Here is a 26,098-nt window from a genome sequence, read left to right on the forward strand (position 1 = left end):
AGTGATAGTTTATGTCAAAGATATACACTAAAACTGGTGATAAAGGAACAACTTCACTTTTTGGAGGAAGCAGAGTAAACAAAGATAGTTTAAAAGTTGAAGCTTATGGAACAATAGATGAAGCGATCTCTTATATAGGAGTAGCTCATTCTAAAATAGATGTTAAGGAATTAAAGGAAGAATTAAATCATATACAAAAAAGATTATTCACATTAGGTGCTGAACTTGCAAGTGATGAAAAAGGAATGTCTTATTTAAAAGATTTAATTAGTAAAGAAGATATAGAAAACCTTGAAAAATTAACAGATAAATATATGGATATTGCAGGTCCTATGACAGAATTTGTAATACCAGGTAAAAATGAAGCTTCAGCGCACTTACATGTAGCTAGGACTATAGTTAGAAGAGCGGAAAGAAGAATGGTTACACTAAATGCTGAGCAAGGACTTAGAGAAGAGATTAGAAAATATACTAATCGTTTATCAGATACTCTATTTGCTATGGCAAGATACTTAGAAGAAACTAAATAACAGGAGGGATATATACTATGAAAAAGTTAAATGAAGTAAAAGAATTAAGTTTAGAAATAGTAAAAGAAATGGCTAAAGCAGCTGAAGCTAAAGCTACAGAAATAAATGTTCCTGTAATTTTTGCAGCAGTTGATAAAGGAGCTAACTTAATGTTAATGCACAGAATGGAAGATGCATTTATAACAAGCATTGATATAGCTATAAATAAAGCTTATACAGCAGCTTGTTTAAAACAAGGTTCACACGAAATTGCAGAATGTGTACAGCCAGGTGAAAGCCTTTATGGTCTACAACTTACAAACAACCAAAGAATTGTACCATTTGGTGGAGGATTCCCAATAATAGTAGATGAGCAAGTAGTTGGAGCAGTTGGAGTAAGTGGTGGAACTGTAGAAGAAGATATGTCAATAGCTAAAGCTGCAGTTGATGCATTTTACAACTTATAAAAGCTTAAAAGATTCAAAGTTTAATTATTTTGAATGTTAATCAATATAACAACAAAAAACAACTTTTAGGAGGAAAATGAAATGAGAATGTACGATTATCTAGTACCAAGCGTTAACTTCATGGGCGCAAATTCAATATCAGTAGTTGGAGAAAGATGTAAAATATTAGGCGGAAAGAAAGCTTTAATAGTTACAGATAAATTCTTAAGAGGATTAGAAGGTGGAGCAGTTGATTTAACTGTTAAATATTTAAAAGAAGCTGGAATAGAAGTAGCATTCTATGATGGTGTTGAACCAAATCCAAAGGATACAAACGTTAAAGATGGATTAAAAGTATTCCAAGATGAAAACTGTGATATGATCATAACAGTTGGTGGAGGAAGCTCACACGACTGTGGTAAAGGAATAGGTATTGCAGCTACTCATGAAGGAGATCTTTATGACTATGCAGGAATAGAAACTTTAACTAATGCATTACCACCAATCGTAGCAGTTAATACTACAGCAGGTACTGCAAGTGAAGTTACAAGACACTGTGTTATAACAAATACAAAAACTAAAGTTAAATTCGTTATAGTTAGCTGGAGAAACTTACCATTAGTTTCAATCAACGACCCAATGTTAATGGTTGGTAAGCCAGCAGGACTTACAGCTGCAACAGGAATGGATGCTTTAACTCACGCTATCGAAGCATACGTATCAAAAGATGCTAACCCTGTAACAGATGCTGCTGCAATCCAAGCAATCAAATTAATATCAAACAACTTAAGACAAGCAGTTGCCCTAGGAACTAACTTAGAAGCTAGAGAAAACATGGCATACGGTTCATTATTAGCTGGTATGGCATTTAACAATGCAAACTTAGGATATGTTCACGCTATGGCTCACCAATTAGGTGGATTATACGACATGCCACACGGAGTAGCAAACGCTATGCTTCTTCCACATGTTGAAAAATACAACTTAATAGCTAACCCACAAAAATTCGCTGATATAGCTGAATTCATGGGAGAAAACATAGAAGGATTATCAGTTATGGATGCTGCACAAAAAGCTATCGATGCAATGTTCAGATTATCAGCTGATGTAGGAATTCCTGCAAGACTTAGAGATATGGGAGTTAAGGAAGAAGACTTCGAATACATGGCAGAAATGGCATTAAAAGATGGAAATGCTTTCTCAAACCCAAGAAAAGGTAACGAAAAAGATATAGTTAACATATTTAAAGCTGCATTCTAGTTTAAAATATTAAAACAAATAACCCCTTTAGGCTTTAGTTTAAAGGGGTTATTTTAATAAAAAATTCTTCATAAATAAGGAGGACTTATAATGAATATATCAACTTTTATGGCAGAACTTATAGGAACAGCCATCTTAGTTTTACTAGGAGATGGTGTTGTTGCAAACGTAGTACTTAAGAAATCTAAAGGATTTAACTCAGGCTGGATGGTTATAGCATCAGGATGGGCCTTTGCAGTAGGAGTACCAGCATACATATTTGGAAGTATAAGTGGAGCGCATTTTAACCCAGCTGTTACAATAGCTCTTGCAGTAACAGGAAAGTTTGCATGGTCACAAGTACCAATGTATATTTTAGCTCAATTTATAGGTGCAGTATTAGGATCAGCACTAGTACTTTTAACTTATTATCAACATTTTGAAGCTACAGAAGATCAAGCTGCAAAGCTTGGAGTATTTTGTACAGCTCCAGAAATAAGAAGTAATACTTGGAACTTTATAAGTGAATTTATAGGAACATTTATATTAATGTTTGGAATAATTGGTATTACAGCACATCCATTTGCAGATGGTGTACAACCACTTGCAATATCAATACTTATTTGGGCAATTGGACTATGTCTTGGAGGACCAACAGGTTACGCAATAAATCCAATAAGAGATTTTGGTCCAAGATTTGCTCACTTTATTTTACCTGTACCAGGAAAAGGATCTTCAGATTGGGGTTATGCATGGATTCCAGTAGTATCTCCAATATTAGGAGCAATAGCAGGTGCTTTAGTATATGGAATAATATTTTAATTACATTTAAAAGTGACTTTTTAGTCACTTTTTATTTATTTCTTATAAAATTTTTAAAATTTACTTTTAATTTTAATTAAATAAGGGTACAATTAGGATATATTGTTAAGCAATTTTTAAAACCTAAGGAGGAAGAAAGAATGGATAAAGAATTAAATAAATGTGGATGTGGAAATCACGAAGAAAATCACGAATGTGGATGTGGACACGACCACGGACATGATCACGGACATGAGTGTGGATGTGGAGAAGACCATCACGATCACTTTGTAGTAGATTTAGTTGATGATCAAGGAAATACAATTTCATGCCCTATAATAGATGCATTTGAATTTGAAGGAAATGAATATGTATTAGCTAAAAATATGGAAGATGATTCAGTTTATCTTTTCAGAGCTTCAGAAGAAACTGAAGAATTAATAGTTCCAGAAGAAGATGAATTCGAAAGAGTTTCAACTTACTATAACGAAACATTAGTAGAAGAATAGAACTTAAAAAGAGAGTGGATTATCCACTCTCTTTTGTGAATATAGAAAATTAAAAGTAATTTACAAAAAAGTACAAAAATGGTATAGTCATTATAGATTAGGAAGGTGCTAGAATATGAAATATGCAGACTTACATATACATTCTACCTTTTCAGATGGCAATTTAACACCGGAGCAAATCCTAGAGGAAGCTAAACAAAAAGGAGTAAAATGCATTTCTATAACTGACCATGATTCTATCGATTCGCAATATATAATAAAAAATAATAATAGCGATGTAGATATTATACCTGGTATAGAATTAAGTACAGAAATAAATGATTGTGAAATACACATATTAGGTTATTTTATGGATATAGAAGATGAGAATTTAATTAAAACAGTTGAAAGTTTAAAAAATGCACGAATTAATAGGGTAAAAAGTATTTTAAATAAACTTAAAGATGAAGGGATACATTTAGACTTTGAAGATATAGTAAAAGGAAACTCATCTGTAGGAAGAGCTCATATAGCACATGAAATTGTAAGAAAAGGATATGAGGATAATTATAAGACTGCTTTCTCAAAATACTTAATAAAAGGTAAAAGTGCCTATGAAAAAGGTCAAAAATTAAGTTATAAAGAAGCATTAAGAGTAATTGAAGAGAGTAATGGAATTGCAGTACTTGCACATCCAGGGAAAATATATAAAAGTATGGAAGTTGAAAAAATAATTAGGGAACTTAAATGCTATGGTCTTAAAGGGATTGAAGTATATCATCCAAGTCATAGAAAAGACCAAATTAATTTACTTTACAATTTAAGTAGAAAGTATAAACTTCTTATTACAGGTGGAAGTGACCTCCATTATACTGGAAGCAATGAGATTTTTATAGGATCACAAGGTATTAATGAAAGTTTATTAAATAAATTATTATTGTGTAGCAAAAATAGGAAGAAATAAAAAGGGGCGAAAATAAATGAAATTATCTAAGAAAGCAGAGGATATATCACCATCAATAACATTAGCAATAACTGCAAAGGCAAAAGAACTTAAGGAATCAGGGGTTGATGTTATTAGTTTTGGAGCAGGTGAACCAGATTTTAATACTCCTTCTAATATAATAGAAGCAGCTTATAAGGCTATGAAAGAAGGAAAAACTAAGTATACAGCTACTTCAGGTATTAAGGAGTTAAAAGAAGAAATATGTAAAAAGTTTTTAAGAGATAATGGACTTAAATATGATTTAGATCAAATAATAGTATGTACAGGAGCAAAGCAATGCCTTGCAGATGCATTTATGGCTATATTAAATGAGGGGGATGAAGTTATAATTCCTACTCCTTACTGGGTAAGCTATCCAGAACTTGTTAAAATAGCTGGAGGAGTTCCTGTATTTATGGAAGGTTCTATAGAAAATCATTTTAAATATGAAGTAGAAAAGTTAGAAAATATAGTAACTTCAAAAACTAAAGCAATAATAATAAATAGTCCAAATAACCCAACTGGAACTATATATAATAAAGAAGAACTTTTAGGACTTGCAAAGTTTGCTGAAAAACATAATCTTATAATTATAGCAGATGAAATATATGAAAAGCTAATATATGATGGGGAAAGACATATTAGCATTGCTTCATTAACTGATTATGCTTATAATAATACAATTGTTATTAATGGATTATCAAAAGCAGCAGCAATGACTGGTTGGAGAATTGGATATGCAGCAGCAAATAAAGAGATAATAAAACTTATGACTAGTATACAAAGTCATATGACTTCTAATACTAATTCAATTACACAATATGCGGCTATTGAAGCGTTGAGCAATACGGAAGATAGTTTAAATAAAATGGTTAAAGAATTTGATAATAGAAGAAAGTATATGATAAATAGATTAGACTCTATAAAAGGAATAAACTATATACTTCCAAAGGGAGCCTTTTATATAATGGTAAATGTAAGTGAATTTTATGGTAAATCCATAAATGGAGAAAAGATAACAGATTCATTATCATTTTCTAAAGAACTTCTTAAAGAAGAAAATGTAGCCGTAATTCCTGGAATAGGCTTTGGACTTGATGATTATATAAGATTATCATATGCAACATCTATGGAAAATATAGAAAATGGAATAGATAGAATAGAAAAGTTTTTAAATAAGCTTAACTAAATAAAATTTGTTTAAAATAAAGATGAGGCGTTTTATTACGCCTCATTTTTTATACGACATAATTTTCAAAAAAAGTATTTTTTATTTACATATGGATAGAAATTTATAGGAGATATATTATATAATGTATCTAAGTATATTATATTTGGAGGAATTTATGATAAAGTTAGCAATATTTGACGTAGATTTTACAATAACAAAAAAAGAAACATTAATGCAATTTTTTAAATATATGGTACTTAAAGATAAAAAGAATATTAGATTTTTACCAAGGGCTATATTTTCAGGTATTATGTATGGAATAGGAATTTATGATGAAAGAAAGGTTAAAGAAACTTTTCTTAAATTCATAGATGGAATTTCAGAAGAACAATTAAAAGAGCTAGTTAAAGGTTTTTATAACGATGTTTTAAAAGATATTTTGTATGAAGATGCAATAAATATGATTAGAGACTTAAAAAGTAAAGGATTTAAAATTTATTTAATATCAGCTTCACCAGAATTTTATTTAAATGAATTTTATGGAATTGAAGAAGTAGATAAAATAATAGGAACTAGATTTAAATTTAAAGATGGTAAATTTTTAAGACAAATGGATGGAACGAATTGTAAAGGGGAAGAAAAAGTTAGAAGACTTATGGAAGTATTAAAGAAAGACAATATAGAAGTTAACTTTAAGGAATCATATATGTTTTCAGATTCTTTATCTGACAAACCTTTATTAGACTTAGTTGGCCATCCATATTTAGTAAATTATAAAAAGAAACATGAAATAGAAATTCTTAAATGGAAATAGTGTTTTAAATATTGTGTGGTATGGGACCAAAATATATTAGGGGAATATTTTTAAGGAGGAGTTTATGGGGATTTTAAAAATATTAGTTTTTAAAACAAATAATAAAATGCTTGCGGCTGATATAAATGATATAGAAAGAATAATTAAATATGAAGAGGCTACATATATACCAGATATGCCACCATTTGTAGAAGGCGTCATAAATTATGAAGAAAAAGTTATTCCATCTATTAATCTAAATAAAAAACTAGGACTTAATGAAGAAAATCTTGAAAGTAGAAAAATAATAGTTATAAGGAGAGAAGAAAAAAGGTTTGCAGTAGTAGTTGATAATGTATGTGAAGTTTGTGAAATAAAAGAAAAATCGATAGAAGATATACCAATTAATAATTTTAACATAAAAAAAGATTATATAAAGGGTTTAATAAATTTAAATGAAAATATAGTAATTTTATTAAACTTATTTAAGATTCTTACAGAATCAGAAGAAAAAATTATTTTTTTAGGTGATATAACATGATTTTGAAAGATAAAGTAGTTGGACTATCTGAAATATATGTAGGAAAAGACGGAGAAAATATAATAACTGTAGGTCTTGGATCGTGCTTAGGCGTAATAATATATGATTATAAAAACAAAATATTTGGACTTGCACATATAATGCTAAGTGATAGTACCAAATTTAAAAATGTACAAAATATAGGTAAATACGTTGACTTAGCTATACCTGAATTAATTAGACAAGTAATTAGAAAGGGTGCTTTAAGAGAAAATTTAAAATGCAAGTTAATTGGAGGAGCATCTATGTTTAATTTCTCTGATACAAGACTTACAAGTGATATCGGAAAACGCAATGTAATAAAAGCAAGAGAAGTTCTTTTAAAAGAAAAAATAGAAATTATATCAGAGGATGTATTTGGAACAAAGGGGAGAACAATTACTATAAATACTTCAACTGGAGAAACCTTTGTAAGAACTGTTGGAGGAGAAGTTAAGGTAATATAATCTAATAGTATTAAAAAGTCATATTATAGTATATTAAAGGGGTTTATGTATGGAACAAAATATTCTATACAACTGGGCATATAATGAGTTTAAAATAAATTTGTATTGCTATAAGCAAGCTCAAATAATTAGAAGAATAAGCAATCTTATGTCTAGATGTAATTGTGTTACCGAAGAAGAATATTTGAAATTATTAAAAAAAGATTTTAAAGAGAGAGAAAAATTTCGTAACTTTTTAACTATAAATGTAACAGAATTTTATAGAAACCCAGAGCTTTTTTATGAATTAGAAAAAGAATTAAGAGGATATATTAGGAAAAATAAAAGACCTTTAAAAGTATGGAGTGCAGGGTGCTCGTCAGGATGCGAAGCTTATACATTATCAATAATGTTACATGAGATAGATTTTAGAGCAAATTATAGTATTATAGCAAGCGATATTGATAAAGACATCCTAAATAAGGCGAAAATTGGGGTCTATACAGAAAAGGAAGTAAAAAATATACCTAAAAATATAAAAAATAAGTATTTTATTAAAAAAAATGATAAATATTGTATTCATAAATATTTAAAAAGAAGAGTTTTATTTAAAATATTAGATTTAATAAATGATGATTATGAAGGGAATTTTGATTTAATTATATGTAGAAATGTATTAATATATTTTAATTTAGACACGAAAAACAAAATTTTGAAAAAGTTTAGTGAATCCTTAATGCCTGGAGGTTTACTTTTTATTGGAGCAACAGAGAGTCTATATAATTATAAAAATTATGGATTTTCTAAAGTTTCTACATTTATATATAGAAAATTATAGGGGGAGAATTTATGGATGTATCTCAATATATGAGTATTTTTTTAGAAGAGGTTATGGATAATCTTCAAAGCTTAAATGAGTCGTTATTAGAATTAGAAAAAAATCCTCAAAATATAGAAAAGATAAATGAAATATTTAGAATAGCTCATACAATAAAAGGAATGGCAGCAACAATGGGTTTTAATAAAATGACTGAGCTTACACATAAAATGGAAGATGTTTTATCAAAATTAAAAAATGGAGAATTTGCAGCCAATGAAGAGATAGTAACTATATTATTTAGGTGTTTGGACATTTTAGAAAAATCAATAAGTAGTATAAGTGAATCAGGTGAAGAAATAAATGATATTAAAAATATGTTAGATATATTAGAGAAGATAAAATCCGAGAATAATTATAAATCTAGGTCAGAAGAGATTAAAGGGGAGGATTTTGCTTTAAATGAGTATGATATATCAGTAATAAAGCAGGCGTTAGATAGCGGTTATAATGCGTATGAGATAGATATTAATCTTATGCAAGACACTTTATTAAAATCAGCAAGAGCATTTTTAATAGTTAAGGAACTTGAAGAGAGTGGTGAAATAATTAAATCATCTCCAACAACTAGTGATATAGAAAATGAAAATTTTGATTTTAATTTAAAGTTTATATTACTTACCACAAATAATAAAGAAAAAATTAATGGAATAATAAGAAATATATCAGAAATAAAAGCGTTTACTATAGATGAAATTAAAATAGATAATAATTTAGATAATGAAAAAAGTACCAATAAAAATACTAATAATGTTAAAAAGGATTATAATAAGATAGAGAAAAAAAAGGAAAATTATAAGAGAGTATATCAATCTGTACGTGTTGATTTAAATAAAATAGACAATTTAATGAATATGGTATCAGAACTTGTTATATATAAAACTAGATTTAATGAAATTACATCTTCTATAAAATCTCAAGAATTAGATGAACTTATGGAACAGTTAGGGAGAACAACAGGGGATATACAAGATTTAGTTATGAAAATTAGAATGTTACCTTTAGATATTGTATTTAGTAGATTTCCTAGAATGATTAGAGATATAGCTTTAGGCATTAATAAAAAGATAAATTTATACATTGAAGGGGAAGATACAGAATTAGATAGAACTGTAATAGATGAAATAGGAGAGCCTTTAATTCATATATTAAGAAATGCTGCAGATCATGGAATAGAAGATAAAGAAGAACGAATAAAAAAAGGAAAAAGTGCTATTGGTACAATAAAAATTATAGCTTATCAAGAAGATACAAAAGCAATTATAAAAATAACTGATGATGGTAAGGGAATAGATGTAAAAAAAATAAAAGAAAAAAGTGAAAAACTAGGGATATGTACAGAGGGGTTAGATGATAAGAGTATAATAAATCTTATATTTACAGAAGGATTTAGTACAAGTGATTCAGTTACTGATTTATCAGGTAGGGGAGTTGGTATGAGTATTGTAAAAAACAAAATATCATCTCTTGGAGGTAATATTGAAATTTCAAGTATACCTTCTGTTGGAGCAACATTTACAATAACTCTTCCGCTAACACTTCAAATAATAAAGGCATTACTTATTACTGTTGGTGAAGAAAAGTTTGCAATATCTCTAGGTTTTGTAGAAAGAGTAATACAGTTTAATGAGGAGAATGTTAAAACTGTAAATAATAAAGAAGTTATTTTTGATAGGGATAAAATAATACCATTTGTAAGACTAAGCAAGAAACTTAGTATAGATGAAAGTAATAGTAAAAATAAGTTCGTTGTTATAGTTAAAGCACATGAATTAAATTGTGGAATTTTAGTTGATTCTTTAATAGGACAACAAGAAATAGTAATAAAACCTTTAGGAAAAATGTTAAAAAACATGAAAGAATATATAGGAGCAACTATATTAGGAGATGGATGTGTAACGTTGATATTAGATGTTACTTATTTACAAAATGGTTAAATGGGAGGGGTACTATGGAAAATTTGAATTTTACGCCAATTCAATTAGATGCACTTAAAGAAATTTTTAACATAGGAGCTGGTAATGCAGCTACATCACTATCTATATTAATTAATAATAATATAGAGATGTCTGTACCATATGTTAACATAATAGATTTTAATACTATATATAATGGTGAATTAAATAGGGAGGTTTTTGGAGTAGCGGTTAGGGTTTTAGGAGATATACCGGGAAATATATTAATTATTTTTGATTCTAATGCAGTTTTAGAACTTAATAAAATATTACTTGGAGACAATAATAAAGAAGAATTTAATGAATCATTACTTGGGGAAATTGGAAATATTTTATCATCAAGTTATATGAATTCTATATCAGAGTTTACTGGGATTAAGATATTACCATCTGTTCCAGCCGTTACAAATGATTTATTAAGTACTATACTAGGAACTATGTTTTTAGAATCAGGACAATTCTATGACTATGTTCTAGATATAGAAACGATTTTTAAGGGTAAAAAAGAGATTTTTTCAGGGATGAATTTTTATTATATTCCTGAACTTCAATCTTTAGAAAAAATACTAAAATCAATATGTATACAATGAAATTTGGAGGAATTTTTATGATAAATATTTTAATAGTTGATGATGCTGCATTTATGAGAATGATGATTAAAGATATATTAGAGAAGAATGGGTTTAATGTTATAGGAGAAGCAAGTAATGGTTTAGAGGCTGTAGAACTTTATAAGAAAGAGAAACCTGATATTGTTACTATGGATATAACTATGCCAAAGGTTGATGGCATAGAAGCTGTAAAATTAATAAAGGAATATGATAATGAAGCGAAAATAATAATGTGCTCTGCAATGGGGCAGCAAGCTATGGTTATGGACGCAATTAGAGCTGGTGCAAAAGATTTTATAGTTAAGCCATTCCAGGCAGATAGAGTAATAGAGGCAATAAATAAAGTTATATTAGCAAAGAGTGCTCTATAGAGAAGAAAGGGAATTTATAATGCAGGTTGTAGTTTTTTCAATAGAAAAATCGTATTTTGCTATAAATACTAATGTTGTTCAAAGTATAAATAATATAATGAAAGTAACTAAAGTACCAAAATCATCAAAATTTATTAAAGGATTGATAAATATAAGAGGAAGTATTAAAACATTAGTAAACATAAATTTAATATTAGATGTAGCTGAAAATTCACCAAAAGAAAATATAATTATCTTATCACTTAAAGATGAAGATATAGCAATAGAAGCTGATTTTGTAAAAGAAGTTGTAGAAATAGAAGAAAAAGATATTGAAGTTTTAGATGAATGTGATAAAGATTATATGCTTGGAGTTTTAAGAAGGAATAATGATCTTATAACAGCTTTAGATATGGAAAAATTAATAAAAAATATTATTTAAACATAAAACCGTGTAATTTTAAAATTACACGGTTTTTTTATTAGTTATTCATTATAACGTTAGTTAATGGTGGTATAACTTGTTTCTTTCTTGAAAGAACTCCAGGTAAGAATGCCATAGAATCTTCTAAAGTGACATTGAAAGTTTTTTCAACTAAATCTGGTCTCTTTCCTCCAACAAGTATTTGTGAACCTTCGTTTAATATATCTGTTAAAAGTAATAATACCATATCAAATGATGATTCTTCAGCTTTCTTGTTCATGTAAGCTAACATTTCATCTTTTAAAGGCATAAATCCTTCAATATCCATTGTATTTACTTGAGCAACACCTATTTTAATGTCTCCCATAGTAAATGGCTTAAAGTCTTGATTGAATATTTCTTCAACAGTTTTTCCTTGAAGAGAAGTACCTGCTTTAAACATTTCTTTAGCAAATTCTTCTAAATTAATTCCAGCTATCTTAGCAAGCTTTTCGCAGATAACTTTATCTTGAGGAGTACAAGTTGGACTTCTGAATAATAAAGTATCTGATATTATTGCACCGCATAATAAACCAGCAATTTCTCTTGAAGGGTTAATACCATTTTCAAAATAACTTTTTGCAACTATTGATGATGTACTTCCTATTGGTTCATTTCTAAAGAAAATAGGACCGTTAGTTTGTATGTCAGCTACTCTATGGTGGTCTATTATTTCAAGAATTTCGGCATCTTCAAGTCCAGGAACTGATTGACCTCTTTCGTTATGGTCTACTTGAATAACTTTTTTCTTGAAGTTTGAAATAAGATGATATCTTGACATTGTTCCAACAACTTTTCCTTCTGAATCAACAACAGGATAGCTTCTGTATCTAGTTTCAAGCATAGTATCTTTTACTTCATCAACTAAATCATCAGTTGTGAATGAAACTATATCATCCTTAATCATAACATATCTAACAGGGACACTTTGTATTATAAGTCTTGAAGCTGTAAATGAATCGTGTGGAGTTGATATTACAGTTATTCCAGATTCTTTAGCTTTTACTAAAAGTTCATCATTTAATTTAGTTGAACCTGTTAGTACCATTAAAGAAACTTTTTCATTTATTACTTCTTCTTGGATTTCAGGTCTATCTCCAAGTATAACTATATCACCAGCTTCTACATGTTCTTTCATTGAATCTGGTTGCATAGCAGCAACACAAATTTTACCAGGGAACACTTTAACATTTTCATTAATGTATTGTGCTGAAGCTGAAAGAGTATCTATAATATTGTCTATAGAAGTTTTACTTTCGCTTAATATTTTATTATCCCAAATATCCATGTATGATGATGTTAAATTTGATATTGATAAAAGTCCTATTAAATGATCGTTAGAGTCAGCAACAGGAAGAGTTTTAACATTCTTTTCCTTCATTATGCTCCAAGCCATTTTTAAAGATATATCAGCTGAAATTGGGCTAATATTATCTATTTCTAAATCTTCAACCTTTAATTTAACAGTTTCTAAAAACTCTGGTGCTTTTACATTAAAGTAATCTAATATAAATTGAGTTTCACGGTTTACATTTCCAAGTCTAACTGGAACTGCTGGAATTTCACCAGTTTTGTTCTTAAATTCGGCATATGAAATTGCGGCACAGATTGAGTCTGAATCCGGATTTCTATGACCAGTAACATATATTACGTTTTTCAAAGAAACTACCTCCTTTATCTTATGAAATAACAAATATAATTGTAAATCCTAAACAAAAAAATGTAAAGTATAGTAATAGTAAAAATTCTCATAAGTTTAAAACTTTTAAATATATATATATAAGAACGCTAAAAAGGAGGAACTAATAAAGTGGTACAGGAACAAAATATTATTCCCGGACTTACAACGAAAGAAGCAGAAAAAAGATTGAAAAGTTTTGGACTTAATGAATTAGAACATAAAGCTAAGACATCACCAATTAAAATTTTATTAGCACAATTTAATGATTTTATGGTGTGGGTGCTTATAGGAGCAACGATAATATCAGGCTTTATGGGAGATACTGCAGATGCAATAACTATACTTATTATTGTTATAGTGAATGCACTTCTTGGATTTTTCCAAGAGTTTAAAACAGAAAAATCATTAGAGGCACTAAAAGATATGGCAGCGCCAACTTGTAAAGTATATAGAGATGGTAAAATAAGCGTTATTAACTCAAAGTACTTAACAATTGGAGATATAGTAGTATTAGAAGCAGGAGATAGAATACCAGCAGATGGAGAATTTATAGAAGGAACTGGAATTGTAATTGATGAATCTTTATTGACAGGAGAATCGGTTGGAGTTAATAAAGATGTAAACAAAGGAAGTAATACAGGCTTTATGGGTACAAATGTTTTAAAAGGTAAAGGTCTATTTAAAGTTATAGAAATTGGAATGAAAACAGAAATGGGTAAAATTGCAGATCTTCTTCAAAATATAGAAGAAGAAAAATCACCACTTAAAGAAAAGCTAGATTCACTTGGAAAAGTACTCGTTGTTATATGTCTAGTTATATGTGCAGTTGTTACTGTACTTGGCATAATAAGAGGAAATGAAATTGGCGAAATGTTTATGCTTGGTGTATCTTTAGCAGTTGCAGCTATTCCAGAGGGACTTGCAGCTATTGTAACTGTTGCCCTAGCTCTTGGAGTATCTAGAATGCTTAAGAGGAAGGCTTTAGTTAGAAAACTTCCAGCAGTTGAAACATTAGGGTGTACATCTGTAATATGTTCAGATAAAACAGGAACATTAACTCAAAATAAGATGACCGTAAAAGAAATATATATTAATGGGAAGATAGTAGAACTTCAAAATAACAAAATAAAAGATATTAAGGGAATTAATATGTTAAAAAATATATTAGTTCATTGTAATGATTGTAATGTGGATAGTAAAAATAAAAATTTAGAAAAAGCTTTATGTGGAGATCCTACTGAAACTGCATTAGTTAGAATGTTCTTTACTAAAGTAAATGATGTAAAAGAATTTAGAAGTAGAGCTAAAAGGATATTTGAAATACCATTTGATTCAACAAGAAAAATGATGTCTGTAATAGTTAAAGAGGACAATAAAGAAATATGTTATGTTAAAGGGGCACCAGAGAGAATTTTAGAAAGATGTAATTATATATATGAAGATTCTATTGTAAAACCTCTTACATTCCAAAAGAGAAAGTTAATAGAAAACAGTTTAGAAGCTATGTCTTCAAGAGCATTAAGATGTATAGGAGCTGCATATAAAGAAACTGGACTTGCAAATGATGAAAGAATAGAAAAAGATTTAATATTTGTAGGATTTGCAGGAAGTATAGATCCACCAAGAGTTGAAGCTAGAGATGCAGTTTTAAAATGTAAATTAGCAGGAATAAAACCTGTAATGATTACAGGAGATCATAAAAACACTGCCCTTGCAATTGCAAAATCTTTAAACATATGTAAGAATGAAGAGCAAGTTTTAACAGGTAAAGAAATCGAGGCCTTAAGCGATAAGGAATTAATTAAAAAAGTAGCAGATATAAGAGTGTTTGCAAGAGTTTCTCCTAATCATAAATTAAGAATTGTAAAAGCATTTAAAGCTAGAGGTAATATTGTTGCAATGACAGGCGATGGAGTTAATGATGCTCCTGCAATAAAAGAAGCTGATATTGGAATTTCAATGGGGATTTCAGGAACAGATGTAACTAAAGAAGCTTCATCAATGATACTTATGGATGATAATTTCAGTACTATAGTTGCGGCAGTAGAAGAAGGTAGAGTAATTTATGATAATATAAGAAAGTTTATAAGATATCTTCTATCATGTAATTTAGGGGAAGTTTTAACTATGTTTTTAGCATCATTATTTACGCTTCCAAATCCACTTACACCAATACAAATATTATTAGTAAATTTAGCAACAGATGGCCTTCCTGCAATAGCACTTGGAGTAGATCCGGCAGATAGTGATATTATGAGGCAACAACCTAGAGATAAAAAGGAAGGTATCTTTTCTAGAGGATTAACCGAAAAGATAGTAATTAGAGGTGCATTAATTGGTTTATGTACACTTTTAGCATTTATGACAGGTAGATATTATGGAATGAATCTTGAAACCTGTAGAACTATAGCATTATCAACATTAATAATGTCTCAGCTTTTCCACGTTTTTGAATGTAGGTCAGAAAGACATTCAATTTTTGAAATAAAATTATTTACTAACCCATATTTAGTTGGAGCAGTATTAATTTCTATAGGACTTCTTTGTTCAATATTATATATACCATTCTTAGGTGGTATATTCCACACAGTGCCACTAATGCTTAAACATTGGACAATAGTTTTATTCTTCTCAGGAATAATAGCATTTATAAATAGTGTATATTTATTTATAAAAACAAAATAACTATATTTTAAAGGGATCAGTTTTAATATTGATCCCTTATATTGTATAATTAAAATAAAAAGAGGTGATTTTAATGATTAAACATATTGTAATGTGGAAATTAAAAGATGATAACAAAGAAGAAAATGCTAAAAAAATTAAAACTATGCTTGAAGGATTAAAGAGTGAAATTAAGGAAATAGAAGAAATAGAGGTTGGAATAAATATAAATAAAAGCGATGCTTCTATGGATGTTTGTTTAGTATCAGTATTTAAAAATTTAGAGGATTTAGATATTTACCAAAATCACGAAGAGCATGTTAAGGTTGCTACATTTGTTAGAGAAGTTTCTAAAGAAAGAAAAGTAGCAGATTTTGAAATATAAAAAAGAGATAGAATTTTTATTCTATCTCTTTTAATTATCTTTGTCTCATTCTTGTAGCTGATTGTCTTGCTTTTTTTATTTGAGAGTGGTCTATTGGTATTAAATCTCTCTTAGTAGTTAAGTTAAGTATATTTTGAACTTGAATAATTTCTGAATCCTTCTTACCCTTAACACCTTTAAGTCCCATAATCATGACTTTATGTCCTTTATTTACTGGAATAAAATCAGGTTTTTTAAACCATCTATTTTTTTTGTATCTACACTTAACAGCGCCTCTACCAGCATCTGGCTTAATTATCATATTAACTATTAATTTATTAATAATAATATAATTCTTTTCTTCAGTCTTAATTGATATAACAGTACCAGCAGTACTAGTTATTCTATCTCCATATTTTTGGAAGTAAGAATCTCTAAAATATTTATCAAATTTATCTTTTAATCCCATAAACAATTCTCCTTTATAAAAAAATACATAAGTCCATCTTGGATAAATCTATTATAACAAATAGTATTATAACATAAAAAAAAAATTAATAAAATATAAAATTAACATAATGTTAAAGACAGTATATAGTTAGGAAATACTTAATTTAAAAATAAGTAAAATAATTTTTTTGTTAAAAGACATATTATTGTAATAAAAATATTATATAATAAAATAGTGAAATATATTTATAATTTATTATGTAAATTATAATGTTTTTTGGGGAGAGATTTAATGGATAAATTATTATATGGTATTACTAATAAAGTGATAGAAAGCTATAGATTAGCAAAAAATAAATTAAGATATGATGGAGAATATATCAATCATTTTACATCATTAGTGTTTAGAGAAAATGAAAATATAAATATAGATAAAATAAAAGAAATAAGAAAATATATTAAAGCTAATACAAGTAAAATGTCTAGTTTTAGAGGCGATATTTTATATATGCTTTCAATACTTATAAGTAAACAAGAAGATTACTTAAAGTTTTCAGATAAGCTTATATATGCAGGCGAAATTTTGAAAGATAACGATTTCAAAGAAGGTGCATATTTAGCATTATCATCATATGCATTAGCTAAGTATGGTGTATATGAAAATTACAATAAAATAGTATCTTATATAAAGGATATTTATAAAACACTTAAAAAGGAATATAAAAATTTTGTAGGAGAAGATGATTACTTAGTATGTACTTTACTTGCAATAGAAGCTAGTGAAAAGATGAGTAACGTAAATGAAATGGGAGCTTATATTCAAAGTGTATTTAATTATTTTTCAGATTTAGAAGATTACTCTAAAAATGATCTTCAAGGAATTGCAAGTAGTATACTTTTAAATAAAAATGTAATGGCACCTTACAAAGCTAAAAATATAATTAAAATATTTGATAGAAATGATTTAAAAATAGCAGATGAGGTTCTTCCTTTAATAGGTGTAGTATCAAGAGGAGACGATGCATTTAAGTATGTTAAAAAGGTAAAAGATGTAATTGAATGTTTATGTGAAGAAGAAGCAGAATATACATTTTATATGGATAAAACATTTAGAACATTACTTGGTATATTTATAGTTGAAATTTATGAAAAGGAAAAAGAAACTTTTTCAAATAAGTATTTAGAAGAATTATTATGTTTTGTAATATATTCATTTATAGTAAGTAAAAATCAAGGATTATTTGAGGAAGTACTGGCATAAGGAGTACAATTTTTATAATGAAAAAAACTATATTACATGTTGATATGGATGCATTTTTTGCATCCGTTGAACAAAAAGATAATAAAAACCTTAGGGGAAAACCTGTTATTGTTGGTGGCGTAAGTGAAAGAGGAGTTGTTTGTACTTGCTCTTATGAAGCTAGAAAATATGGAGTTCATTCAGCAATGCCAGCATTTTTAGCGAGGCAAAAATGTCCTAATGGAATTTTTGTAAGAGTTAGATATGATAGATATAAGGAGATCTCAAATAGAATATTTAAGATATTTAAAGAAGTTACTCCTTTAGTTGAACCTTTATCAATAGATGAGGCTTATTTAGACCTTTCTTTAAGTAATATAAAAGATGGAAGGGAAGCTGCAAGCTATATAAAAAAAAGAGTTTATAATGAACTTGGTTTAACACTATCTATAGGTATATCTTATAATAAATTTCTAGCAAAACTTGCATCAGATTGGAATAAGCCAAATGGAATTATGGAAATAAATGAAGAGATGATTCCAAATATATTATTTCCACTATCTATATCTAAAATATATGGTCTTGGTAAAAAGTCTGTAACGAAATTAAATAATATGGGATTGTTTAAAATAGAGGATTTATATCCATTATCTAAGGAATTTTTCTATGAATATTTAGGGAAGCAAGGAATAGAAGTTTATGAGAGGATAAGAGGTATTGATAAAAGAGAAGTTAAAGTTTTTAGAGATAGAAAGTCAGTTGGAAAAGAGAGAACTTTAAAAAATGATACAGATAACAAAGAAGAGCTTTTAAAATATTTAGATGAGTTTTCAAAAGAAATATCATCTATACTAAAATCTAGAGATAAATATATTAAAACTATAACATTAAAATATAAAACTAGCTCATTTTGTAATCATACAAGAAGCAAAACTTTAAATGATTATATAAATAATAAAGAAGACATATTTAAAGTTTCAAAAGAACTTTTAAATGAAGAAGTATTTAATGAATCTATAAGACTTATAGGCCTTAGTGTATCTTCTTTTAAAGAAGGATTAGAAGAGCAGATATCGTTATTTTAAATTATAATAAGATATATTTAGATAAAATACGACAAATGCTGTTTGACAACATATACATAATAGTTCTATAATCATCTTAAAGACAGTATGTAAAGGAGTGCAAAAAAATGCAAAAAAATGAATTAGCAAAAATGATAGATCATACTATGTTAAAACCTGATGCAACAAAAGCATCTATAGAAAAATTATGTAAGGAAGCTTTAGATTATAATTTTGCTTCAGTTTGTGTTAATCCATCAAGAGTAGCAGAATGTTATTCAATGCTTAAAGATAGCGATGTAAAGGTATGTACAGTTATAGGATTCCCTTTAGGGGCTACAACTACAGCAGTTAAAGTTTTTGAAACTGAAGATGCTATTAAAAATGGAGCAACTGAAGTTGATATGGTAATAAATATAGGAAAGCTTAAAGATAAAGATTATGACTTTGTAAAGAAAGATATACAAGCTGTTGCAGATGCTGCAAAAGGAAAAGCTTTATCAAAAGTTATAATAGAAACATGTCTTTTAACTAATGAAGAAAAAGTTATAGCTTGTAAATTAGCAAAAGAAGCAGGAGCAGATTTTGTTAAAACTTCAACTGGATTCTCAACAGGTGGAGCTACAGGTGAAGATATAAAGCTTATGAGAGAAACTGTTGGAAACGATATGGGAGTTAAGGCTTCAGGTGGAGTAAGATCAATAGAAGATGCTGAAATTATGATAAAAAATGGAGCATCAAGAATTGGTGCATCAGCTTCAATTGAAATTTGTGAAGGAAAAGTTTCAACTAGCGATTATTAATATATAAATAAAAAACCTAAGGGAGATAAGTCCCTTAGGTTTTTTTATTTTTATATAAATTAAAAAAACTATATCTAAAATGGAGTTATTCGAATATTAATATATTATATAAAATTATGAATAAGGAGGGTTAACTAAGTAAATTTAAAAATAAGCTTAGAGGAGCATTGTATGAAGAGAGAATTAACTTTAAATGAGATAATCTACAATATCGAGTATAGTGATGAAGGTAAAAGTATAAATTATGTTGATATTAAAGAAATGATAAACCCATATAAAGAAATTAAAAGAGCACTTAAAATAAAAAGAAGTGGATATAACTTATATGTTATAGATTCGTTTTCAAATGATAAAATAGATGGGTTAGTTGATCTAGTTAAAAATGAATACAAGTCTTTAAAACCTCCTTCAGATATATGTTATGCAACTCTTGGAGATTGTAAAAAACCGTTTCCTATATTTTTAACTTCAGGAAAAGGTAATCTATTAAAAAAAGGTATAAAAAAATTAAAAGAAGATTATACAATAAGTTTTTTAGACTTTTTAAATGTTTCATCTGATGATGAGAAAGATAATATAATAGAAGAAATACATCTTCAGAGAAATAAATATATAGGAGAACTAGTTGATATGTCAAAAGTCGAAGGGTTTGATGTAAAAGCAACTGGTGGTGGATTTGCATTTATCCCCTTAAAAGAAGGAGAAATAATGACTGAAAAAGAATACGACTGTTTAGAGAGAGAAGATAGAGATGTAATTCTTCAAAAAGCAAATAAACTTAAGAAAAAAGCAGAAGTAATATTAGAGGATTTAAAAGAGTTAGAAGTTAGTTCAATTGAAAAATTAAAGGATATATTAAAAAAATATTTAGAAGAAAGTATGGAAAATACTAAAGATGATTTATTATTAGAATTTATAGCAGATGATGATGCTTATAATTATTTAGAAAATTTATATTTTAATATAGAAAATGATTTAATAGAAAACTACAATATAGATATAGAAGATGAAGAAGCAAAGATAGAAGATATTCTTTCAAAATATGATATTGAAGTTTTAATTGACAATTCTGAAAAAAAATGTCCACCTGTAATTTATGAGGATGATCCAAATAGTATAAATCTTCTTGGAAATATAGAATATGAAAGTCAAAATGGTAATTATATAACTGACCTTTCATTGATTAATCCAGGTTCTCTTTTAGAGGCTAATGGTGGATGCTTAATTATAAGACTATCAAGACTTATATCTAATGTAAATAGCTATTATTATTTAAAGAAGGCACTTATATCAGGTAAAGTTTGTTTTGATAGTAATAGAAATTGTTTAGAACTAGTATCAATAAATGGTTTAAAGCCAGAAGCTATACCTATTGATGTGAAAGTAATACTCATTGGAGACTATGAAAGCTACAATATACTATACTCTAATGATGAAGAGTTTAAAACACTATTCCCATTAAAGTGTGAAGTAAAAGAGGAAATAAGAAAATCTGATGATGTATATAAATTAATGAGAAATTTTATATTAGATAAAATTAAAGATATGAAGCTTTTAAATGTAGAAGAAGACGGAATTAAATCTATAATAAGATTTTTAGTTAGAGAAGTATCAAATAGGGAAAAGATAAGCGTTGATTATAATAAAATAGAAAATATATTAGTTAAAGCAGATATTATAGCAAAAGAAAATAATAGCAATATAGTTACTAAAAAAGATATAGAAGATATACTATACAAAGAAGAAGATATAGAAGATGAATATTTAGGTATGTATAAAGATAATAAAATATTTATAAATACAGAAGGAAAAGTTATAGGTAATATAAATGGTCTTGCGGTTTTAGATACAGGAACGTATAGATTTGGAAAACCACTTAGAATAACTTGTGTAGCTATTAAAGGAAGTGGTGAAGTTATTGATATTCATAAAGAGGCAAAGTTAAGCGGCAAAATACATGAAAAATCAATAAAAATATTAAAGTCTCTTTTAAGTTCTAAAATATCAAAATATACGAGCCTTCCAATAGATCTCCATGTAAGCTTTGAACAAAGCTATGGATTAATTGAAGGTGATAGTGCATCTGTTGCGGAAATGGTCGTTATGTTATCTGCAATAAGCAAAAAGGGAATAAAACAAAATATTGCAGTTACAGGATCACTTAATCAATTTGGTGAAGTACAACCAATAGGTGGAGTAAATGAAAAAATTGAAGGATTTTTCAATGTATGCAAATCAGTTACTAGTTATAAGGGCAAAGGAGTTTTGATACCAGCTACTAATAAAGATGAGCTTATATTGAAACCAGAAATAGAAGATGCAGTAAAAAAAGGTGATTTTCATATTTATGTAATGAGTAACTTAGAAGATGCTATAGAAACTTTAATTTTAGATGAGGATGAAAGTGTAGAGAAATTTTATTCTTTAATTCAAGAAGAGATTAAAAAATACAAAGAGTAATTAGGGAAGGTATTATGTGTATTCATAATACCTTTTTATTATTTATATAATTTGGATTGACTTAAATTATAAATATATGTTAAAATATGGAAGAAAAGAACAGAAAAAATTTAGGGGAGGTGAATTACTCTAAAGGAGCCTTTAGGGTAAACTATATGTATCTTAAGTTTGATAAAAGTTTAGATAGTTTAATTGTACATTTAATTGGCGAATTAGATCATCATAGTGCTGAAGAAGTTAGGGTTAAAATTGATGATAGAATAGAAAGAGATAACATAACAAAAGTTATTTTAGATTTTAGTAAAGTAACGTTTATGGATAGTTCAGGAATTGGTGCTGTAGTTGGTAGGTATAAAAAGGTATCAGCAAAGGGTGGAAAAATTTGTGTTGCAGATGTTAATTGCAGTGTAAATAGGGTTTTTGAATTATCAGGACTATTTAAGATTATAAAAAAATTTGATAATGTGGATGAGGCAGTAAGGTGCATTTAAATGGAGGGGTTTTCATGTATGATAATAAAATAAGTATTGAATTCTTAAGTAAATCTCAAAATGAGGCTTTTGCAAGAGTTGCGATTGCAGCTTTTGTTTCACAGTTAGATCCAACAATTGAGGAAATAACTGATGTTAAAACAGCAGTTTCAGAAGGGGTTACTAATTCAATAATTCATGGTTATGAAAATAGTGAGGATGGAATAGTAAAAATAGATGCTAAAATTAAAGGAAAAGAAGTTGAAATCGTAATATCAGACTTTGGAAAAGGTATAAAAGATATAGAACAAGCAAAAGAACCTTTATATACATCAAGACCTGACCTTGAAAGATCTGGAATGGGCTTTACTGTTATGGAAAGTTTTATGGATAGCCTAGAAGTATATAGTGAAGAAGGAAAAGGTACAAGGGTGGTTATAAAGAAAAATTTTAGTGCAGAGTAAGTTAGGGGAAATAGTATGGATAATGAGAATTTAAAAAGAGAGGAATATAATTATGACCATAATTCTGAACTCTTAACTTTAGCAAAAAAAGGTGATCAGAAAGCATTAGATAGACTTATTGAAATGAATTTGGCTTTAGTATCATCTATAAGCAAAAAGTTTTTAAATAGAGGGTATGAATATGAGGATATTTATCAAATTGGTTCAATTGGATTAGTCAAAGCTATAAATAATTTTGATCCATCATTTAATGTTAAGTTCTCTACTTATGCAGTGCCTATGATTATAGGAGAAATAAAAAGATTTTTAAGAGATGATGGTATGATAAAGGTAAGTCGTAACTTAAAAACTCTTGCAAGAAAAATTCATTACTGTAAGGAAGAACTTACAAAAAAATTAGATAGAGATCCAACAATAGACGAACTTTCAGAGTATTCAGGAGTGAATAAAGAAGACATTTTAATTGCAATTGAATCAGCATCTAGTATGCAATATCTTTATGACACAATTCATCAAGATGATGGTTCGCCAGTATTACTTATAGATAAAATAAGCCAAAAGGGTGGAGAAGATGATAGTGCTATGATAGATAGGATAGCGCTAAAGGAAGCTATAGGTACGTTAGATTTAAAAGCTAGGCAGATTATAATGCTTAGATATTTTAAAGATAAAACACAAGTACAAGTAGCTAAGATGCTTGGAATAAGTCAAGTTCAAGTATCTAGAATAGAGAAGAAAGTACTTCTTAAAATGAGAGAAAAGTTAAAAGAATAATATTCAAAGTTGCTTTAAAGAATACTTTTTAGCAACTTTTTTTAATATAATACTTCTTTGTAACTTTTGTTACAGATTTATATATGAGTAATTTAGTATACTTTGAATTGCGAAAAGGAAAAACGAACTTATACATATATCGTATATAAATTTAAGGAGGAAATTTTAATGGGAATGTTTTGTTTTCAATGTCAAGAAGCAGCAGGATGTAAAGGCTGTACTGTAAGAGGTGTTTGCGGAAAGACTGAAGAAGTAGCAAAAGCACAAGATATTTTACTATACGTTACAAAGGGACTAGCTATAGTAAGCAATGCTGGAAGAAAAGTAGGCGTAATCGACGATTCGGTTGATAAGTATATAATAGAAAATTTATTTACAACAATTACAAATGCAAATTTTGATAAAGAAATGATATTAGATAGAGTTAGAGAAACTTTAAGACTAAGAGAAGCTTTAAAAAATAAAGTTGTAAATAAGGGAGGAAAACTTGGAGAAGTTGTTTTCCACGGAGGATTCTTAAGAAAGTTATTTAACATGCAAAAAGAAGAAGTAATAATAAATGATTCAGTTCTTTTTAGCGCAAGTGAAGAAGTAAAACTTCTTGAAAAAGCATCAAAAGTTGGTGTTTTATCAACAGAAGATGAAGATATAAGAAGTTTAAGAGAGCTTATAATGTATGGATTAAAAGGATTATCAGCATATATGAAGCATGCTATGAACTTAGGATATAACGATAGAGAAATACATGGATTTATAGCAAAGGCTCTAGAAAAGACTTTAGATGATAAATTAACAGTAGATGATTATGTAGGTCTTGCATTAGAAGCTGGTAAATATGGGGTAGATGGAATGGCTTTATTAGATAAAGCTAATACTGAAAGCTATGGACATCCAGAAATTACAAAAGTTGATATTGGAGTTAGAAAAAATCCAGGAATTTTAATATCAGGACACGATCTTAGAGATTTAGAAATGTTATTAAAACAAACAGAAGGAACAGGCGTTGACGTATATACTCACGGAGAAATGCTTGCAGGACAATACTATCCAACATTTAAGAAATATAAACACTTTGCAGGAAACTACGGTAATGCATGGTGGTTACAAGATAAAGAATTTGAATCATTTAATGGACCAATACTTATGACAACTAACTGTGTAGTATTACCTAAAGATTCATATAAAGATAGATTATTTACAACAGGTGCAACTGGAGTTCCAGGATGTAAGCATATAAATGCTAATAAAGATGGAGAAAAAGATTTTAGTGAAATTATAAAGTTAGCTAAAAAATGTAATGCACCAACTGAAATAGAAAAAGGAGAAATAGTTGGAGGATTTGCACATAATCAAGTATTAACATTAGCTGATAAAGTTGTTGATGCAGTAAAAACTGGAGCTATAAAGAGATTCTTCGTTATGGCAGGTTGTGATGGAAGAATGAAATCAAGAAATTACTACACAGATTTTGCAAAGAAACTTCCAAAAGATACTGTAATTTTAACAGCAGGATGTGCTAAATATAAATATAACAAATTAGATTTAGGTGATATTGGTGGAATTCCAAGAGTTTTAGATGCAGGACAATGTAATGACTCATACTCATTAGTAGTAATTGCATTAAAACTTGCTGAAGTATTCAAAGTTGATAGTGTAAATGAATTACCAATAAGCTATAACATTGCATGGTATGAACAAAAAGCTGTAATAGTATTACTTTCATTATTACACTTAGGCGTTAAGAATATTCACTTAGGACCAACACTTCCAGCATTCTTATCACCAAATGTTACTAAAGTATTAGTTGAAAACTTTGGTATCGGTGGAATAACAAATGTTGAAGATGATATGAAAATGTTTATGGAACAATAATTTTATATTTTTAAAAGATAGCTTCTACTCATAGAAGCTATCTTTTTTTTTATTCACTTAGGATATATTTTCCAGTGTTATATTTAAAATTCTACAAAT

Annotated in this window: 27 protein-coding genes; 25 read left to right on the forward strand and 2 right to left on the reverse strand. The window is 28.1% G+C overall.

Features of this window, described 5'->3' with window-relative positions; all coding sequences use genetic code 11:
- Positions 1 to 11 precede the first annotated feature (11 nt).
- The 15 genes from ACZ5TJ_RS05460 to ACZ5TJ_RS05530 all read left to right on the forward strand — a co-directional run bounded on the left by ACZ5TJ_RS05460 (position 12) and on the right by ACZ5TJ_RS05530 (position 11,672).
- Positions 12 to 530, forward strand: coding sequence for a cob(I)yrinic acid a,c-diamide adenosyltransferase (locus ACZ5TJ_RS05460; RefSeq protein ID WP_464201819.1), 519 nt, complete (start codon positions 12 to 14; stop codon positions 528 to 530).
- 17 nt (positions 531 to 547) lie between these two features.
- A complete protein-coding gene (locus ACZ5TJ_RS05465; protein WP_464201821.1) occupies positions 548 to 976 on the forward strand; it encodes a GlcG/HbpS family heme-binding protein in 429 nt (142 codons plus the stop codon).
- Between the two features lie 81 nt (positions 977 to 1,057).
- Entirely contained in the window at positions 1,058 to 2,215 is a 1,158-nt protein-coding gene (gene dhaT, locus ACZ5TJ_RS05470) for a 1,3-propanediol dehydrogenase (protein WP_464201823.1), read from the forward strand.
- Between the two features lie 90 nt (positions 2,216 to 2,305).
- Positions 2,306 to 3,016 (forward strand): MIP/aquaporin family protein, encoded by a 711-nt coding sequence (locus tag ACZ5TJ_RS05475; protein ID WP_464201825.1) that lies wholly within the window; start codon positions 2,306 to 2,308, stop codon positions 3,014 to 3,016.
- A gap of 140 nt (positions 3,017 to 3,156) precedes the next feature.
- Positions 3,157 to 3,504: a DUF1292 domain-containing protein gene (locus ACZ5TJ_RS05480; RefSeq protein WP_045726075.1), complete on the forward strand. Its 348-nt coding sequence runs from the start codon at positions 3,157 to 3,159 to the stop codon at positions 3,502 to 3,504.
- A 115-nt stretch (positions 3,505 to 3,619) separates the two neighbouring features.
- Positions 3,620 to 4,447 carry a PHP domain-containing protein gene (locus ACZ5TJ_RS05485; protein ID WP_464201828.1) on the forward strand — a complete coding sequence of 276 codons (828 nt, stop codon included), beginning with the start codon at positions 3,620 to 3,622 and terminating at the stop codon, positions 4,445 to 4,447.
- Positions 4,448 to 4,463: 16 nt separating this feature from the next.
- Positions 4,464 to 5,657 carry a pyridoxal phosphate-dependent aminotransferase gene (locus tag ACZ5TJ_RS05490; RefSeq protein WP_464201830.1) on the forward strand — a complete coding sequence of 398 codons (1,194 nt, stop codon included), beginning with the start codon at positions 4,464 to 4,466 and terminating at the stop codon, positions 5,655 to 5,657.
- Between the two features lie 157 nt (positions 5,658 to 5,814).
- Positions 5,815 to 6,453, forward strand: coding sequence for an HAD-IB family hydrolase (locus ACZ5TJ_RS05495; RefSeq protein WP_464201832.1), 639 nt, complete (start codon positions 5,815 to 5,817; stop codon positions 6,451 to 6,453).
- 64 nt (positions 6,454 to 6,517) lie between these two features.
- Positions 6,518 to 6,973 (forward strand): chemotaxis protein CheW, encoded by a 456-nt coding sequence (locus ACZ5TJ_RS05500; RefSeq protein ID WP_464201834.1) that lies wholly within the window; start codon positions 6,518 to 6,520, stop codon positions 6,971 to 6,973.
- The gene (locus ACZ5TJ_RS05505; protein WP_464201836.1) at positions 6,970 to 7,458 is read left to right on the forward strand and encodes a chemotaxis protein CheD; all 489 of its coding nucleotides are present in this window, start codon (positions 6,970 to 6,972) and stop codon (positions 7,456 to 7,458) included. The genes ACZ5TJ_RS05500 and ACZ5TJ_RS05505 overlap by 4 nt, the downstream gene beginning before the upstream one ends.
- A 49-nt stretch (positions 7,459 to 7,507) precedes the next feature.
- Positions 7,508 to 8,275, forward strand: coding sequence for a CheR family methyltransferase (locus ACZ5TJ_RS05510; RefSeq protein WP_464201838.1), 768 nt, complete (start codon positions 7,508 to 7,510; stop codon positions 8,273 to 8,275).
- An 11-nt stretch (positions 8,276 to 8,286) separates the two neighbouring features.
- Positions 8,287 to 10,251 (forward strand): chemotaxis protein CheW, encoded by a 1,965-nt coding sequence (locus ACZ5TJ_RS05515; protein WP_464201840.1) that lies wholly within the window; start codon positions 8,287 to 8,289, stop codon positions 10,249 to 10,251.
- Between the two features lie 14 nt (positions 10,252 to 10,265).
- Positions 10,266 to 10,859, forward strand: coding sequence for a chemotaxis protein CheC (locus ACZ5TJ_RS05520; RefSeq protein WP_464201842.1), 594 nt, complete (start codon positions 10,266 to 10,268; stop codon positions 10,857 to 10,859).
- A gap of 17 nt (positions 10,860 to 10,876) precedes the next feature.
- Positions 10,877 to 11,251 (forward strand): response regulator, encoded by a 375-nt coding sequence (locus tag ACZ5TJ_RS05525; RefSeq protein WP_464201844.1) that lies wholly within the window; start codon positions 10,877 to 10,879, stop codon positions 11,249 to 11,251.
- 19 nt (positions 11,252 to 11,270) lie between these two features.
- Positions 11,271 to 11,672, forward strand: a complete 402-nt coding sequence (locus ACZ5TJ_RS05530) for a chemotaxis protein CheW (RefSeq protein WP_464201846.1) — start codon at positions 11,271 to 11,273, stop codon at positions 11,670 to 11,672.
- A gap of 40 nt (positions 11,673 to 11,712) precedes the next feature.
- Here the strand turns inward: ACZ5TJ_RS05530 and ACZ5TJ_RS05535 are convergent, their stop codons facing one another.
- A complete protein-coding gene (locus ACZ5TJ_RS05535; RefSeq protein ID WP_464201848.1) occupies positions 11,713 to 13,353 on the reverse strand; it encodes a putative manganese-dependent inorganic diphosphatase in 1,641 nt (546 codons plus the stop codon).
- Between the two features lie 150 nt (positions 13,354 to 13,503).
- Here ACZ5TJ_RS05535 and ACZ5TJ_RS05540 point away from each other — a divergent pair, with 150 nt between their 5' ends.
- On the forward strand, positions 13,504 to 16,059 hold the full coding sequence (locus tag ACZ5TJ_RS05540; protein ID WP_464201850.1) for a calcium-translocating P-type ATPase, PMCA-type: 2,556 nt from the start codon (positions 13,504 to 13,506) through the stop codon (positions 16,057 to 16,059).
- A 73-nt stretch (positions 16,060 to 16,132) separates the two neighbouring features.
- Positions 16,133 to 16,423 (forward strand): Dabb family protein, encoded by a 291-nt coding sequence (locus ACZ5TJ_RS05545; RefSeq protein WP_464201852.1) that lies wholly within the window; start codon positions 16,133 to 16,135, stop codon positions 16,421 to 16,423.
- A 34-nt stretch (positions 16,424 to 16,457) separates the two neighbouring features.
- On the opposite strand, the gene ACZ5TJ_RS05550 is transcribed toward ACZ5TJ_RS05545, so the two are convergent.
- Positions 16,458 to 16,871, reverse strand: a complete 414-nt coding sequence (locus ACZ5TJ_RS05550; RefSeq protein WP_039310624.1) for a hypothetical protein — start codon at positions 16,869 to 16,871, stop codon at positions 16,458 to 16,460.
- 273 nt (positions 16,872 to 17,144) lie between these two features.
- Between ACZ5TJ_RS05550 and ACZ5TJ_RS05555 the strand changes: the two genes are divergently transcribed.
- The 8 genes from ACZ5TJ_RS05555 (at position 17,145) to hcp (ending at position 25,999) form a co-directional block, all read left to right on the forward strand.
- A complete protein-coding gene (locus ACZ5TJ_RS05555; RefSeq protein ID WP_464201855.1) occupies positions 17,145 to 18,113 on the forward strand; it encodes a DUF4003 family protein in 969 nt (322 codons plus the stop codon).
- Between the two features lie 17 nt (positions 18,114 to 18,130).
- Positions 18,131 to 19,177, forward strand: a complete 1,047-nt coding sequence (locus tag ACZ5TJ_RS05560) for a DNA polymerase IV (protein WP_464201857.1) — start codon at positions 18,131 to 18,133, stop codon at positions 19,175 to 19,177.
- Positions 19,178 to 19,284: 107 nt separating this feature from the next.
- Positions 19,285 to 19,959 carry a deoxyribose-phosphate aldolase gene (gene deoC, locus ACZ5TJ_RS05565; RefSeq protein WP_464201859.1) on the forward strand — a complete coding sequence of 225 codons (675 nt, stop codon included), beginning with the start codon at positions 19,285 to 19,287 and terminating at the stop codon, positions 19,957 to 19,959.
- 171 nt (positions 19,960 to 20,130) lie between these two features.
- On the forward strand, positions 20,131 to 22,419 hold the full coding sequence (locus ACZ5TJ_RS05570) for an AAA family ATPase (protein ID WP_464201861.1): 2,289 nt from the start codon (positions 20,131 to 20,133) through the stop codon (positions 22,417 to 22,419).
- A gap of 155 nt (positions 22,420 to 22,574) precedes the next feature.
- Entirely contained in the window at positions 22,575 to 22,910 is a 336-nt protein-coding gene (gene spoIIAA / locus ACZ5TJ_RS05575; protein ID WP_464201863.1) for an anti-sigma F factor antagonist, read from the forward strand.
- Between the two features lie 14 nt (positions 22,911 to 22,924).
- Positions 22,925 to 23,353 (forward strand): anti-sigma F factor, encoded by a 429-nt coding sequence (gene spoIIAB, locus ACZ5TJ_RS05580; RefSeq protein ID WP_464201865.1) that lies wholly within the window; start codon positions 22,925 to 22,927, stop codon positions 23,351 to 23,353.
- Positions 23,354 to 23,368: 15 nt separating this feature from the next.
- Positions 23,369 to 24,127, forward strand: coding sequence for an RNA polymerase sporulation sigma factor SigF (sigF, locus tag ACZ5TJ_RS05585; RefSeq protein ID WP_055205940.1), 759 nt, complete (start codon positions 23,369 to 23,371; stop codon positions 24,125 to 24,127).
- 168 nt (positions 24,128 to 24,295) lie between these two features.
- On the forward strand, positions 24,296 to 25,999 hold the full coding sequence (gene hcp / locus ACZ5TJ_RS05590) for a hydroxylamine reductase (RefSeq protein ID WP_464201868.1): 1,704 nt from the start codon (positions 24,296 to 24,298) through the stop codon (positions 25,997 to 25,999).
- Positions 26,000 to 26,098 lie beyond the last annotated feature (99 nt).

The organism is Clostridium budayi, assembly GCF_055396605.1.